12 protein-coding genes are annotated in these 12,673 nt (G+C 57.6%); 5 read left to right on the forward strand and 7 right to left on the reverse strand.

Annotation, left to right across the window (positions count from 1 at the left end; genetic code table 11):
• The first annotated feature begins 82 nt into the window (after window positions 1-82).
• On the forward strand, window positions 83-964 hold the full coding sequence (locus tag ACEVJL_RS04870) for a LysR family transcriptional regulator (protein ID WP_302668554.1): 882 nt from the start codon (window positions 83-85) through the stop codon (window positions 962-964).
• Between the two features lie 465 nt (window positions 965-1,429).
• Here the strand turns inward: ACEVJL_RS04870 and mreB are convergent, their stop codons facing one another.
• The 4 genes from mreB to ACEVJL_RS04890 form a co-directional block, all read right to left on the reverse strand.
• Window positions 1,430-2,464, reverse strand: coding sequence for a rod shape-determining protein (gene mreB, locus ACEVJL_RS04875; RefSeq protein WP_008981648.1), 1,035 nt, complete (start codon window positions 2,462-2,464; stop codon window positions 1,430-1,432).
• A 146-nt stretch (window positions 2,465-2,610) separates the two neighbouring features.
• The gene (locus ACEVJL_RS04880) at window positions 2,611-3,270 is read right to left on the reverse strand and encodes a ComF family protein (protein ID WP_235395664.1); all 660 of its coding nucleotides are present in this window, start codon (window positions 3,268-3,270) and stop codon (window positions 2,611-2,613) included.
• Window positions 3,267-3,452 (reverse strand): hypothetical protein, encoded by a 186-nt coding sequence (locus ACEVJL_RS04885; RefSeq protein ID WP_374737092.1) that lies wholly within the window; start codon window positions 3,450-3,452, stop codon window positions 3,267-3,269. Before ACEVJL_RS04885 ends, ACEVJL_RS04880 begins: the two co-directional genes overlap by 4 nt.
• 977 nt (window positions 3,453-4,429) lie before the next feature.
• Entirely contained in the window at window positions 4,430-5,197 is a 768-nt protein-coding gene (locus ACEVJL_RS04890) for a type III pantothenate kinase (RefSeq protein WP_374737073.1), read from the reverse strand.
• Window positions 5,198-5,404: 207 nt separating this feature from the next.
• Here ACEVJL_RS04890 and coaBC point away from each other — a divergent pair, with 207 nt between their 5' ends.
• Complete coding sequence (coaBC, locus tag ACEVJL_RS04895) at window positions 5,405-6,604, forward strand: bifunctional phosphopantothenoylcysteine decarboxylase/phosphopantothenate--cysteine ligase CoaBC (protein WP_374737074.1); 1,200 nt, start codon at window positions 5,405-5,407, stop codon at window positions 6,602-6,604.
• Window positions 6,605-6,740: 136 nt separating this feature from the next.
• Here coaBC and ACEVJL_RS04900 read toward each other — a convergent pair whose 3' ends face one another.
• From ACEVJL_RS04900 to ACEVJL_RS04910, 3 genes are all read right to left on the reverse strand, one after another.
• Window positions 6,741-7,418: an LrgB family protein gene (locus ACEVJL_RS04900; protein WP_008981643.1), complete on the reverse strand. Its 678-nt coding sequence runs from the start codon at window positions 7,416-7,418 to the stop codon at window positions 6,741-6,743.
• The gene (locus tag ACEVJL_RS04905; RefSeq protein ID WP_235395646.1) at window positions 7,418-7,780 is read right to left on the reverse strand and encodes a CidA/LrgA family protein; all 363 of its coding nucleotides are present in this window, start codon (window positions 7,778-7,780) and stop codon (window positions 7,418-7,420) included. The genes ACEVJL_RS04900 and ACEVJL_RS04905 overlap by 1 nt, the downstream gene beginning before the upstream one ends.
• Window positions 7,781-7,866: 86 nt before the next feature.
• A complete protein-coding gene (locus ACEVJL_RS04910) occupies window positions 7,867-9,126 on the reverse strand; it encodes a diaminopimelate decarboxylase (protein WP_374737075.1) in 1,260 nt (419 codons plus the stop codon).
• Window positions 9,127-9,460: 334 nt separating this feature from the next.
• Here ACEVJL_RS04910 and ACEVJL_RS04915 point away from each other — a divergent pair, with 334 nt between their 5' ends.
• The 3 genes from ACEVJL_RS04915 (at window position 9,461) to ACEVJL_RS04925 (ending at window position 12,351) form a co-directional block, all read left to right on the forward strand.
• On the forward strand, window positions 9,461-10,825 hold the full coding sequence (locus ACEVJL_RS04915; protein ID WP_008981640.1) for a uracil-xanthine permease family protein: 1,365 nt from the start codon (window positions 9,461-9,463) through the stop codon (window positions 10,823-10,825).
• A 175-nt stretch (window positions 10,826-11,000) separates the two neighbouring features.
• Complete coding sequence (locus tag ACEVJL_RS04920) at window positions 11,001-11,402, forward strand: hypothetical protein (protein WP_008981639.1); 402 nt, start codon at window positions 11,001-11,003, stop codon at window positions 11,400-11,402.
• 121 nt (window positions 11,403-11,523) lie between these two features.
• Window positions 11,524-12,351, forward strand: a complete 828-nt coding sequence (locus ACEVJL_RS04925) for a glycosyltransferase family 8 protein (RefSeq protein WP_374737077.1) — start codon at window positions 11,524-11,526, stop codon at window positions 12,349-12,351.
• Window positions 12,352-12,673: the final 322 nt, after the last annotated feature.

The following is a 12,673-nucleotide window of genomic DNA, read 5'->3' on the forward strand; positions in this document are numbered from 1 at the left end:
AGAATATACAAGAAATTCTTTTTTCTGTTTCACATTCCTAAGTGGAATGTCGTAATTTCATGAAGAAGGAGCCAACATTTTTATGAGTATTCGCAAATATATAGCCTACTTGAAAACCATTGAAACCGGCAGCATTACCCACGCAGCCGCCCAGCTGGGCTACACCCAGTCTGCCATCAGCCGCATGATTGCCGACCTGGAGGACGCCTGGGGAGTCAAACTGCTCACCCGAAACCGCTCCGGCATCGAGATCAGCTCGGAGGGTTTGGTACTTCTGCCCAAACTCCAGGCCATCTGTAAAGACTATGAGGATCTCAACTACGCTATTTCTGAAATCCACGGTCTCAGCTCTGGCTCCATCCGGGTGGGCGCCTTCTCCTCCATCTCCAGCGGCTGGCTGCCCCAGATGATCAAGTCCTTCCATGAGATCTATCCCCACATTGATTTTCAGCTCATCAACGGAGAATATAATCAGATCGCTTCCTGGCTGCGCCGGGGTCTGGTGGACTGCGGCTTCCTTAATCTGCCCGTCTCCAACGACCTGGAGGCCTCCTTCTTATTGCAGGACACCCTGGTAGCCATCCTGCCGGAGAACCATCCGCTGGCCAACGCCCCCTGCTACCCCATCGCTCAGCTGTCCAACGAGGACTTCATCAATTTGAAGGAGGAGCAGGACCACGAGATCACCAAGTTCCTGGATCACCTCCAGCAGAAGCCTAACATCCGCTATGAGGTCAGCAACGATTACGCCATTTTGTCTATGGTGGAGTGCGGTCTGGGCATCAGCGTGGTCCATGAACTGATGCTCTACCCAAACCGCTACCATATTGTGGCCAAACCCTTTGATATTCCTCAGGTTCGGGACATCGGCATCGCGGTCAAGCGGGACGTTCCTCCCTCCACGATTACCAAGTTATTCGTGGAACATGCTAAACAGTGGGCCAGAAAGATGACCGTGGGTTAACGGAGAATTCGGGGGACTTACCTCAATTTTTCTGGTTGATATGCACAGACGAAGTGAACTTTTCTTCTGTTACCTTGTTAAGCATACCATAAAACCAGACAAAAAGAAATAGTGAATTCCACAAATTTTGACTGTATATTTATACGTATATTCGTATATTATTCAATCGTATCTGTTTCTTTCATTTTTCTTCCTGAACTTGCCTTTCTTTCCCTTTTCTCCCCCGTGTTTTCCCCTTTCTCTCTTGACTCTGAGGATTCTCTCCTCCGAAAAGTGGTTTTTCCGATTCAAACATTTTAACTGGCTCAAAAGCATACAGGCCCCGGACGCCGAATTGGGCGTCCGGGGCCTCGTTTATACCGGATATCCACTTTATTTCAATTTATTTTCATTTTTACCGTTTGTTCCAACTGCAAAAAAAGAAGCGGCCCCCACAGGGGCCGCCTCTTTGTACAAAGTGCAAAATCAATAGTTCATCTGCTTGCGGCGGGACAGGTTCATGGTACCGTCCTGCATCTGGTCCAGGCTGTCCAGGCTCTTGCCGGTACCCTCGGCCACGCAGGAGATGGCATCCTCAGCCACGTGGGTCTCAATGCCGGTGTGAGACTCGATGAGCTTATCAAAGCCCCACAGCAGAGAGCCGCCGCCAGTCATCACGATGCCGTTGGTGGAGATATCGGCCACCAGTTCGGGGGGAGTACGCTCCAGAACACCGTGAATAGCCTCCAGGATGCGGCTGGAGACCTCCTCGAAGGCCTCGATCATCTCGCTGGAGGAGACGGAGAACACGCGGGGCAGGCCGGTCATCAGGCAGCGGCCCTTGATCTCCATGGTGACCTCCTCAGGACGGGGGAACACGCAACCGATCTTCATCTTCAGCTCCTCGGCGGTACGATCGCCGATGAGGACGTTGTGCTTGCGGCGGATATACTTCACCACCGCCTCGTCGAACTTGTCGCCGGCGATCTTGATGGAAGCGGACTCAACCACGCCGCCCAGAGAGATGACGGCAATATCAGCGGTACCGCCGCCGATGTCAACAACCATGTGGCCGTCGGGCTTGGTGATATCGATGCCGGCGCCGATGGCAGCGGCCACAGGCTCCTCAATGAGGTAGGCCCGGCGGGCGCCAGCCTGGATGCCGGCGTCGACCACGGCGCGCTCCTCAACCTCGGTGATGCCGGAGGGCACGCAGATGAGCAGACGGGGCTTGAAGAGGGAGAAGGTGGTCACCTTCTTGATAAACTCCTTGAGCATCCGCTCGGTCATGTCGTAGTCGGAGATCACGCCCTCACGCAGGGGACGCATGGCAACGATGTTGCCGGGGGTACGGCCCAGCATAGCCTGGGCGTCGGTGCCCACCTTCAGCAGCTTGCCGGTGTTTTTATCCATGGCCACCACGGAGGGCTCGCGCAGAACAACGCCCTTTCCCTTGATGTATACCAAAACAGAGGCGGTGCCCAGGTCGATCCCGATGTCTTTGCTAAACAAATTAAACATAGCCTTCCACCTTATTATGATTCCGTTCCGGCCGGAGCTTCCCGCCGGATAAGTTGTATTCAGACATTTTTCATTATAACGGCTCAAGCAGCGGTTTTCAACTAGTATTTCGCCATATTTCCAGGAATTTGCGCCCGTTTTGTGATTCAATTTTTCCTTGCCTGAGCCAGGGTGGCACATACCACCGTCTCCGCGCCTGCGCCGGACAGCAGCCGGGCGCACTCGCTCAGGGTGGAGCCGCTGGTCACCACATCGTCCACCAGCAGCAGGTTCATGCCCTCTGGTCTGGCATCCTTGCGCAGGCGGTACGCCCCCAGCACGTTGGCCCGACGGCGCGCGTCGTCCTGAATGCCGGATTGGGGCGGAATATCTCGAACCTTGTCTAACATGCCCAAAACAGGCAGTTCCAATTCCCGGGCAACCCATTTCGCCAGCAGCTGAGCCTGGTCATAGCCTCGTTCCCGCCGGCGCTGTCGGCTCAGCGGCGTCCAGGTGACAGCGTCCAGCGGCTTGTCCCAATGGTCCCGGACACACTGGGCCACCAGGATGGCATAGGCGCGGGCGTAGCTGGCCCGGCCGGAAAATTTGAAGCGGTGGATGGAATCCACCACCTTGTCCCGGTAGGCCAGGGGCGAGAGACACCCGGCGGTAAAATCCACCTTGCGCTCGCCCTGCGTCCCCACCAGCCAGGGCAGCACAGGCTGACACCTGGTGCAGGCCGGGACATAGGAGCCCTCCAACAGCTCTTGGCAGTAGGGACATTTCGGGGGAAACAACAGGTCCAGAGCCCAATCGCTCCACATCATGGTTCTTTGTCCTCCGGAATGGGGCCGTGTTCTTTTTCAAAATTGCGGATGCACTGTTGAATCAGATAGAGGATCTGGCCGCTCATGGAGCGGCCCTCATAGGATGAAATGTACACCAGCTTTTGATGCATTTCACGGGTGATCGTAATACCAAGATGTTTATCACGCTTCAAAGGTTTCACCATCCAAGACTGAAATTGGACTTGATTATATTGGATTCACCTTTAAATTATCTTGTTATTAACTTGATTCTAGTATGGAAAATTTGCGCAAAATAAAAAATGTTCTTTCCAGCGATGGAAAGAACCAAAGATCGCCGGGGGACGCCTTCGAGGAACACTTCGCCTGCGGCGGTGTTCCTAGGCGGCTTTCCCCCGGTCCCCCGTTACGAGAGCGGGCCACTTTGGACTTTTGGTCACTTCCGGCGGCCTAAGTTTTGACCGTGCATCCCTCTAATCTCGGCCCACAGGGGCCTTTTGCAATCAAAATTTGCCGCTTTGTGCGTTCTAACGTGCAACCGCCTACTGCGCCCCTTCCTGTTGGGTGCGGCGGTGGTCGGGCAGACCAGCTACCACGGCTTTGCCAGAGTAGGCGGTGTCATTTCAGCCCATCCTCTCTCCAAATTTTAGGCATGTAGGCCCCAGTGGGCCGAGGCAAGAAAAACTGCGGAACTTGTTTTAGGTCCGCCGGGAGGTCATAACCAGTCCCTCTGGAGGGCGTCCCCCGTAAAAGGGGGTCTGGGGGGCGACGCCTATGAGCACTGGCGCAAGCCAAGTGCTCATCGAAGGAGACCCCCAGTCACTCTTTGGTGCCTTTCTGGTGACCCAGAAAGGCACCCGCCCCGCAGGGCGGAACTCTTCTCCAAAAAAGTTCTCCTCTCCCTGCCGCCGCGCCGGACCGCGGCACGCTGACGTAACTATAACAGAGACAATGACTTCAACAATTACTTTCACTGTTACTGTAACAAGGCCACTCTCTGCACAATCCCGTACACCTATCCCGCCATTTTCTTTTCCAGAGGCGAAACGAAGTTTCGCAGGAAGTTCTTTGCCAAGCTTTCTTTCAAGAAAGCGGGGCGAAACGAAGTTTCGCACAAAGTTCTTTTGCCTACTTTTCTTTCCAGAAAAGCAGGCGGACCGTCAGAACGACGGCCCGTCTCTTACTTCTTATTCTTCTTGTAGATCACATTCAAGCCCTTGAGCAGCAGATCCTTCTCAATGGTCATCTCCCGCTTGCACAAAGGCACAATAAACTGCGCAATACCGCCGGTGGCCACCACAGTGACCGGCTTGCCCAGCTCGGCCTCCATGCGCTCCACCATTCCATCCAGCATGGCCGCCGCACCGTACATAATACCGCTGCGCATACACTCGATGGTGTTCTTCCCGATGGCACGCTTGGGCCGGTCCAGCTGAATGCCCGGCAGCTGTGCCGCCCGGCTGGACAGGGCCTCCGCCGACACCCGCACACCGGGGATGATGGCTCCGCCGATGTAGTTGTTGCCCTGATCCACCACAGTGATGGTCGTAGCGGTACCCATGTCAATGAGCATCAAAGGCGCGGTATACTCCTGCAGGGCAGCCACGGCGGCCACGATGAGGTCGCTGCCCACGGAAGCGGGGTTGTCCATCTGAATGTTCAGCCCGGTCTTGATGCCCGGTCCCACCACCATGGGGGTCAGCCCGGTCACCTTGTAGGCGCCGGTACGCACCGCGTTGAACACAGGAGGCACCACCGAGGAGATGATCACATCCTCCACCGTCTCCACCGGTACTTCAAACAGGGAGAGAATATTTTTGATCTCCACGCCGTACTGGTCGGAGGTCTTGATGCGGTCGGTAGCAATCCGGGCCTCAAAGACGATTGTATCGTCCTGAATCCCGCCGATGACAATGTTGCTGTTGCCGATGTCGATGGCCAAGAGCATGTATCTCACCTCTAGCAGATATAAAGTAAAGAAATCCGTCTTTTAACCGCACCATTATAGCGAATCCGTCCTTTCTTTGCAAGACTGAGATTCGCGGGAATTTTGCATATCTGGACAAGTTTCTTTACAAGCGGCAATTTTTATGCCATAATCTTGCTGTACCGCCCGCCTGGGCGGCAGTTTTTAGAAACGTAAGAGGGTTTTAACATGTTACAGGGAAAAACCGTTCTTTTGGGCGTCACCGGCGGCATTGCCGCCTACAAAGCTGCGGCGCTGGCCTCCGCCCTGGTCAAGCAGCACTGCCAGGTAGAGGTCGTGATGACCGAGCACGCCACCAAGTTTGTCACCCCACTCACCTTTGAGCAGCTCACCGGCCGCCGCACCATGGTGGACACCTTCGACCGCAACTTCTCCCACCAGGTGGAGCACATCGCTCTGGCCCAGCGCACCGACCTGGTGCTCATCGCCCCGGCCACCGCCAACGTGTGTGCCAAGCTGGCCCACGGCCTGGCTGACGACATGCTCACCACCACCGTTCTGGCCTGCAAGTGCCCCAAGCTCATTGCCCCGGCCATGAACACCAATATGTACGAAAATCCCGTCACCCAGGACAACCTAGATATTCTCCGCCGCTACGGCTGGGAGGTCATCGCCCCCGCCAGCGGCCGTTTGGCCTGCGGCGCGGTGGGTGCGGGCAAAATGCCTGAGCCGGAGGACCTGCTCCAGCACGTGCTGCGCCAGCTGGCCTGCCCCCACGACCTGGAGGGCAAGCACGTCTTAGTCACCGCCGGTCCCACTCAGGAGTCCCTGGACCCAGTGCGCTACCTCACCAACCACTCCACGGGCAAGATGGGCTACGCCATCGCCCGCATGGCCATGCTCCGGGGAGCTCAGGTCACCCTGGTCACCGGACCTACCGCCATCACTCCGCCTCCCTTTGTGGACGTGGTACCTGTGGTCTCCGCCCAGGACATGTTCGAGGCGGTGGCCGCTCACAGTCCCAACGCGGACATGATCTTCAAGGCCGCAGCCGTGGCTGATTACACCCCCATTGGGTACAGCGACGACAAGGTGAAGAAGAAGGATGGTGACCTGTCCATCCCTCTCAAGCGCACCACTGACATTTTGCAGTACCTGGGCCAGCACCGCCGTCCAGGCCAGGTGATCTGCGGCTTCTCCATGGAGACCCGGGACATGCTGGAAAACAGCCGGGCCAAGCTGGAGAAAAAGAACGTGGATATGATCTGCGCCAACAACCTGAAAGTGGCGGGAGCCGGCTTCGGCACCGATACCAACGTGATCACGCTGATCACCCGGGACGGCATTGAGGAGCTGCCTCTCCTCTCCAAAGAGGAAGCCGCCTCCCGCATCCTCTCCTCCGCCTTACTTTTCTTGAAAGAAAAGTAAGCAAAAGAACTTTGTGCGAAACTTCGTTTCGCCTCTGGGGTCCATGAGAGATAGTCAGGACAAGAAGGCTGGTCCCCCTACAAGAACATTGGGCAAGAAAAAGGAGTGCTTTTCCTTGGAAAAGCACTCCTTTTTGTTAAATAAACAGGGCTAAAATCGAAGTAAAGATACCGCACACGCAGATGGCAATAGAGCTCATGGCTCCTTGGAGCTCGCCCATCTCCATGGCCTTGGTGGTACCCAGGGCATGGCTGCATGCGCCGGTGGCCAGTCCCTGTGCCACCGGATCGGTAACCCGGAACCACTTGGCAAACAGGGGGGCAAACACTGCTCCTACCACGCCGGCCAGCACCACCGCCGCCGCTGCGATACCCGCCGCGCCGCCGCGGCTCTCGGCGATGCCCACCGCGATGGCGGTGGTCACGCTCTTGGGCAGCAGAGAGGCGGTGAGCATGTCCTCCATCTCAAACAGGCGGCACAGGGCCAGCACACTGCCCAGGCTGGCCGCACTGCCCGCCAGGCAGCCCACCAGTACCGGAACAAAGTATTCCTTCAAAGTCTGGCGCTGGTAGTAGATATTCAGGGCCAGCACCGCTGTCACCGGCCCCAGCATCATCTTGATGATGTCGCCCCCCTGGTTGTAGTCCTCCAGAGGGATTCCAAACACCGCCAGCAGAGCGATGATCACCAGAGAAGCAACCAGCAGCGGGTTACACAGCACCCACTTTGTCTTTTTTTGCAGCCATACACCCCCGCACCATGCCGCTGCCGAAAGAGCCAGTCCGAAAAACGGGGAACTCAACATGGCATCCATTATTTTCTCTCCCCCTTTCTGCGGCGCAGCATCAGCAGCTGCACCGTCCATCCGGTGACCAGATAAACTACCGGCGTGGTCAGTCCCACGATCACCAGCAGAGGCAGGGCCTGACTTTTCAGCAGTGTTCCGTGCTCCACGATGCCAACAAACGATGGAATAAAGAAGAAGGCCATATTGGCCACCAGAAAGTTGGAGACTGTCTTGATATGCTTGTCCTTGATCACTCCGGTGAGCAGCAGCGCCATCAGCAGCACCATACTGATCACACTGGACGGAAAAGACACCGGAAGCAGCGCCGCCACGCCCTCTCCCGCCAGCGACAGCCCAAAAATAAGGGCCAGTTGTCCCATGATATTCATTTTGATTCTCTCCCAAAGAAAAAACACGAGCGCCCCGGCCTGGGGCCGGGGCGCTCCAACCGTTGATATACTTATAATGCCCGGAATTACTCCCAAATTGCAGTGGCGAAGTAGTCCTCGGGAGTCTCGGCACGGCGGATCAGCCGGGTGGAGCCGTCCTCCTGGAGCAGCACCTCAGCAGAGCGCAGGCGGCCGTTATACTGATAGCCCATGGCGTGGCCGTGGGCGCCGGTGTCGTGGATAACCAGCAGGTCACCGATCTCAATTTCCGGCAGCATACGGTCCACGGCAAACTTGTCGTTGTTCTCGCACAGGGCGCCGGTCACGTCGTATTTGTGGTCGCAGGGGGCGTCCTCCTTGCCCATGACGGTGATGTGGTGGTAGGCACCGTACATGGCGGGCCGCATCAGGTTGGCCGCGCAGGCGTCCACGCCCACATACTCCTTGTAGGTGTGCTTGAAGTGGAGCACCTTGGTGACCAGGTGGCCGTAGGGGGCCAGCATAAAGCGGCCCAGCTCGGTGCACAGGGCCACATCGCCCATGCCGGCGGGCACCAGGATCTCCTCATAAGCCTTGCGCACGCCCTCGCCGATGACGGCGATGTCGTTGGCAGGCTGCTCGGGACGGTAGGGCACACCCACGCCGCCGGAGAGGTTGATGAAGGTGATGTGAGCTCCGGTCTCCTCCTTCAGCTTCACCGCCAGCTGGAACAGGATCCGGGCCAGCGCGGGGTAGTAGTCGTTGGACAGGGTGTTGGAGGCCAGGAAGGCGTGGATACCGAACTCCTCCGCTCCCTCCGCCTTCAGGCGCTTGAAGGCTTCGGTGATCTGGGCGGGAGTCATACCGTACTTGGCATCACCGGGGTTGTCCATCACCTGGAAGCCCTCCTTGCTCTCGCCCAGCTGGAACACACCGCCGGGATTGAAGCGGCAGGAGATCTTCTTGGGGATGTAGCCGATGGTCTCCTTCAGGAAGTCGATGTGGGTGATGTCGTCCAGGTTGATGGTAGCGCCCAGCTTGGCGGCCATCTGGAACTCCTCGGCGGGGGTGTCGTTGGAGGAGAACATGATCTGTCCTCCGGAGAACCCGCAGCGCTCGGACATCATCAGCTCGGTGAGGGAGGAGCAGTCCACGCCGCATCCCTCCTCCTTCAGAATCTTCAGGATCTGGGGATTGGGGGTGGCCTTCACAGCAAAATACTCGGTGTAGCCGGGGTTCCAGGCAAAGGCCTGGCGCAGAGCCCGGGCGTTGGCACGGATACCCTTCTCGTCATAGAGGTGGAAGGGGGTGGGATAGGTCTTCACCATCTCCTGGAGCTGCTCCAGGGTAACAAAAGGCTTCTTCAAGGTCCATCGCTCCTTTTTTCTCTGGCAGAGTTTGACTGCAGGCAAATACAAAATCATTTGTAGTTTATCCATTTTTCTCGCTAAAGTCAACCGCCCCCTTCTTCTTCCCTTCGATTCCTGCAATTTCCCCATGAATCGGGAAATTTCCTCTTGCGCTTTTGTGTGAAATCTGCTATTATACCGGTTTAGAAATAGGAAAAGGAGGGAATGTCATGACCGTTCTTGGTACCGGCCGCGTGTTTCTTTCTTTTCCGTTTTGTGTTTGACAATCGCTGGGCGATTGTCTTTTTTTATGGCCGTTTGGCCTGTGTGTAAACAAGAAGGGAGAATCACTATGCCGCAAAATCAAGCCATTTATGATGCCCGGCAGCTGGGACGGACCAAAATGTTCATCCTGGGCGTGCAGCACATGTTCGCCATGTTCGGCGCCACCGTGCTGGTACCCGCCCTCACCGGGCTGAGCGTGTCCGCCACCCTGCTCTTCGCGGGTCTGGGCACCCTGCTGTTCCACTTCCTCACCAAGCGGAAGGTCCCCGCCTTCCTGGGCTCCTCCTTCGCCTTCATCGGCGGCTATCAGGCCATCGCCCCCATGCTGGAGGACGGCACCGCCAACACCCAGATGCTGCCCTATGCCTGCTTCGGCGTGGCTCTGGCGGGGTTGATGTACGTGATCCTCTCCGCCCTCTTCAAGGTGTTCGGCACCAAAAAGGTCATGCGCTACTTCCCCCCCATCGTCACCGGCCCGGTCATCATCTGCATCGGCCTGACCCTCTCCTCCACCGCCATCACCAACTGCCGGGATAACTGGGCCATTGCCCTTATCGCCATCGCCATCGTGGTGGGCTGCAACATCTGGGGCAAGGGCATGGTAAAGATCATCCCCATCCTGCTGGGTGTGGTGGGCTCCTACGGCGTGGCTGTCATCTGCCAGGTCACCGGCATGCACACCATGGACCCCGCCAAGCTCCAGGCTCTGGCCGACGCCCCCTGGATCGGCCTGCCCTTCCAGTTTCAGGACACCCTCTTTGGTCTGTTCAGCCGTCCTGACCTGGACACCGGCCTGCTGCTCACCGCCGCAGTGACCATCATGCCTCTGTCCCTGGCCACCATGGTGGAGCACATCGGCGACATGTGCGCCATCTCCTCCACCTGTGAGCGCAACTACCTCCAGGACCCCGGCTTCCACCGCACCCTGCTGGGCGACGGTCTGGCCACCACCCTGGCCTCCATCTTCGGCGCCCCCGCCAACACCACCTACGGTGAGAACACCGGTGTGCTGGCCCTGAGCAAGGTCTATGACCCCCGGGTCATCCGCATCGCCGCCGGTCTGGCCATTCTGTTCTCCTTCTCCCCCAAGTTTGCGGCCCTGGTGTCCGCCATGCCCACCGCTACTATGGGCGGCGTGTCCATGGTGCTCTACGGCATGATCTCCGCCGTTGGCGTGCGCAACGTGGTGGAAAACCAGGTGGACTTCACCAACAGCCGCAACGTCATCATCGCCGCCCTCATCATGGTGCTGGCCATCGGCATCAACTACTCCGGCGCGGTGAGCTTCCAGGTGGGCGAGGCCACCATCAGCCTGTCCGGTCTGGCTGTGGCCGCCATCACCGGCATCGTGCTCAACGCCATTCTCCCCGGCAAGGACTACGAGTTCGGCCACGACGAGAAGGGCGACACCGCCGTCAACTTCAAGGTCTGATCCCCCATCTCAGCACCAGGGCCCCGGTGGTTTTTCCACCGGGGCCCTTTCTGAAATCTCCCCTTACAAAACTTAAAAAAACCATTAAATCCAACATCAGGTTCTTGCGTGGGGGGAGGAAATACGCTAAAATGGGCTCAGTAAACGGGAGACCGTATTTCAAGGAGGTACTACCATGGATTTTATCAATGATCTCCAGGAGAGAGCAACCGACCTGGCTCAGAGTGTTGTGGCCACGTCCAAGCGTCTGGCGGAGATTGCCAAGCTGAAGGCCTCCAACATGGCCGAGGAAGATACCATCAAGAAGGCCTATGTGGAACTGGGCAAGCTGTATTACGCTGAGCACGGCACCACTCCCGACGGTGCTTATGCTGCCGCCTGTGAGAAGATCACTGCCGCCCGTGCCGCCATTGAGACCAACAACGACCGCATCGCGGAACTCAAGGCTACCGCCGAGGCGGAGGGCGAGATCATCGACGTGACCCCCGAGGCCGCTGAGGAGCCTGAAAACGAGGTCACCGAGGCTGACATCGTCCCTGAGGAGCCCGCTGCCGACGAGGAACAGCCCAAGGAATAATCCGTAACCGCGTAAGGCGGGGCCGTGTGCCCCGCCTTTTTCTTATATTTCCTCTTGTTCTCTACGCCTCTTCTGCGTATAATACGTAGTACAATTAAGAACTATATAGAAAGGGATCTCCATGGATATCTTAGTCACTGTCAACCGCGCCTACCTCTATCCCCTGTCTGTGATGCTCAAAAGCCTGGTCTGCCAGCACCCCGGTACGCCCATGCGGGTCTTTATCCTCCACCGCTCTCTCACAACGGAAGACTTCACCGCTCTGGAGCGCTCTGTGGATGAGTCCGCCCTCACCCTGGTCCCCGTGGCTGCCGATCCCCACCTGCTGCCCCAGGCTCCCACCACCGACCGCTACCCCATGGAGATGTACGACCGCATTTTTGCCGCCTTTCAGCTCCCCCAGGACCTGGAACGGGTCCTCTATCTGGACCCGGACCTGGTGGTAAATCACCCTCTGGACAGCTTGTGGGAGCTTCCCCTGGAGGAATACTTCTTTGCGGCGGCCAGCCACGTGGCCAAGGGGATGGAGAAATTTAACGCCATCCGGCTCCAGTCGGAGACTCCCGGCCCCTACATCAATTCCGGGGTGCTGCTGATGAACCTGCCGGTGCTGCGCCGGGAGCAGCAGATCCAGCCCGTGCTGGACTACGTCCAGGCCCACCGCAAGACCCTGCTTCTCCCCGACCAGGACGTGATCAGCGCCCTGTACGGAGACCGCATCCTGCGTCTGAATCCCTGGCGGTACAACATGACGGAGCGGCTGCTCACCGCCGCTCTGCTCACTCCCGGCCACCCGGTGGACCTGGACTGGGTGTTGGAGAACAGCGCTATTGTCCACTACTGCGGCCGAAATAAACCCTGGAAAGCCAACTATCTGGGTAAGCTGGACTGTGTGTGGCAGCAATATGCCGACCTGGTCCGGTTCCAGCCACCAAAAGAAGCGGAATAATAAATACGGGCCGCAGGTTTGACCTGCGGCCCAGTTTTTTACTCCTCTTCCGGCTGCTCCCGGAAACGGATTTTTTGAGGTGCAAACAGGTAAAGCACGTAGACCCAGCTCCGAATCACATTCCACAGCGCCGGAAAGACAATATACCCACCGTTTACCATCAGCCACTGTCTGCTCTCCGGAGGTCCCCAGGTAAAGGTAAAAAAAGCTCTCGCCCAGAACGATCACTACCAAAAACAATATCCACATCAGGCGCGATCCGACGCGGAACTGCTGGGTGCGCTGGAGAAACTCCAACCGCTCCCTGCCCCAGCCGAAGGTA

The sequence above is a fragment of the Flintibacter porci genome, from assembly GCF_041925195.1.
Taxonomy (GTDB): domain Bacteria; phylum Bacillota; class Clostridia; order Oscillospirales; family Oscillospiraceae; genus Lawsonibacter; species Lawsonibacter porci.

Excerpts from the sequence above, each read along its gene's own strand:
- ACEVJL_RS04870 (WP_302668554.1), top strand. The coding sequence starts at position 83 with ATGAGTATTCGCAAATATATAGCCTACTTGAAAACCATTGAAACCGGC.
- ACEVJL_RS04915 (WP_008981640.1), top strand. The coding sequence starts at position 9,461 with ATGCCGCAAAATCAAGCCATTTATGATGCCCGGCAGCTGGGACGGACC.
- ACEVJL_RS04900 (WP_008981643.1), bottom strand. The coding sequence starts at position 7,418 with ATGGATGCCATGTTGAGTTCCCCGTTTTTCGGACTGGCTCTTTCGGCA.
- ACEVJL_RS04925 (WP_374737077.1), top strand. The coding sequence starts at position 11,524 with ATGGATATCTTAGTCACTGTCAACCGCGCCTACCTCTATCCCCTGTCT.
- ACEVJL_RS04880 (WP_235395664.1), bottom strand. The coding sequence starts at position 3,270 with ATGATGTGGAGCGATTGGGCTCTGGACCTGTTGTTTCCCCCGAAATGT.
- ACEVJL_RS04890 (WP_374737073.1), bottom strand. The coding sequence starts at position 5,197 with ATGCTCTTGGCCATCGACATCGGCAACAGCAACATTGTCATCGGCGGG.
- coaBC (WP_374737074.1), top strand. The coding sequence starts at position 5,405 with ATGTTACAGGGAAAAACCGTTCTTTTGGGCGTCACCGGCGGCATTGCC.
- ACEVJL_RS04905 (WP_235395646.1), bottom strand. The coding sequence starts at position 7,780 with ATGAATATCATGGGACAACTGGCCCTTATTTTTGGGCTGTCGCTGGCG.
- mreB (WP_008981648.1), bottom strand. The coding sequence starts at position 2,464 with ATGTTTAATTTGTTTAGCAAAGACATCGGGATCGACCTGGGCACCGCC.
- ACEVJL_RS04920 (WP_008981639.1), top strand. The coding sequence starts at position 11,001 with ATGGATTTTATCAATGATCTCCAGGAGAGAGCAACCGACCTGGCTCAG.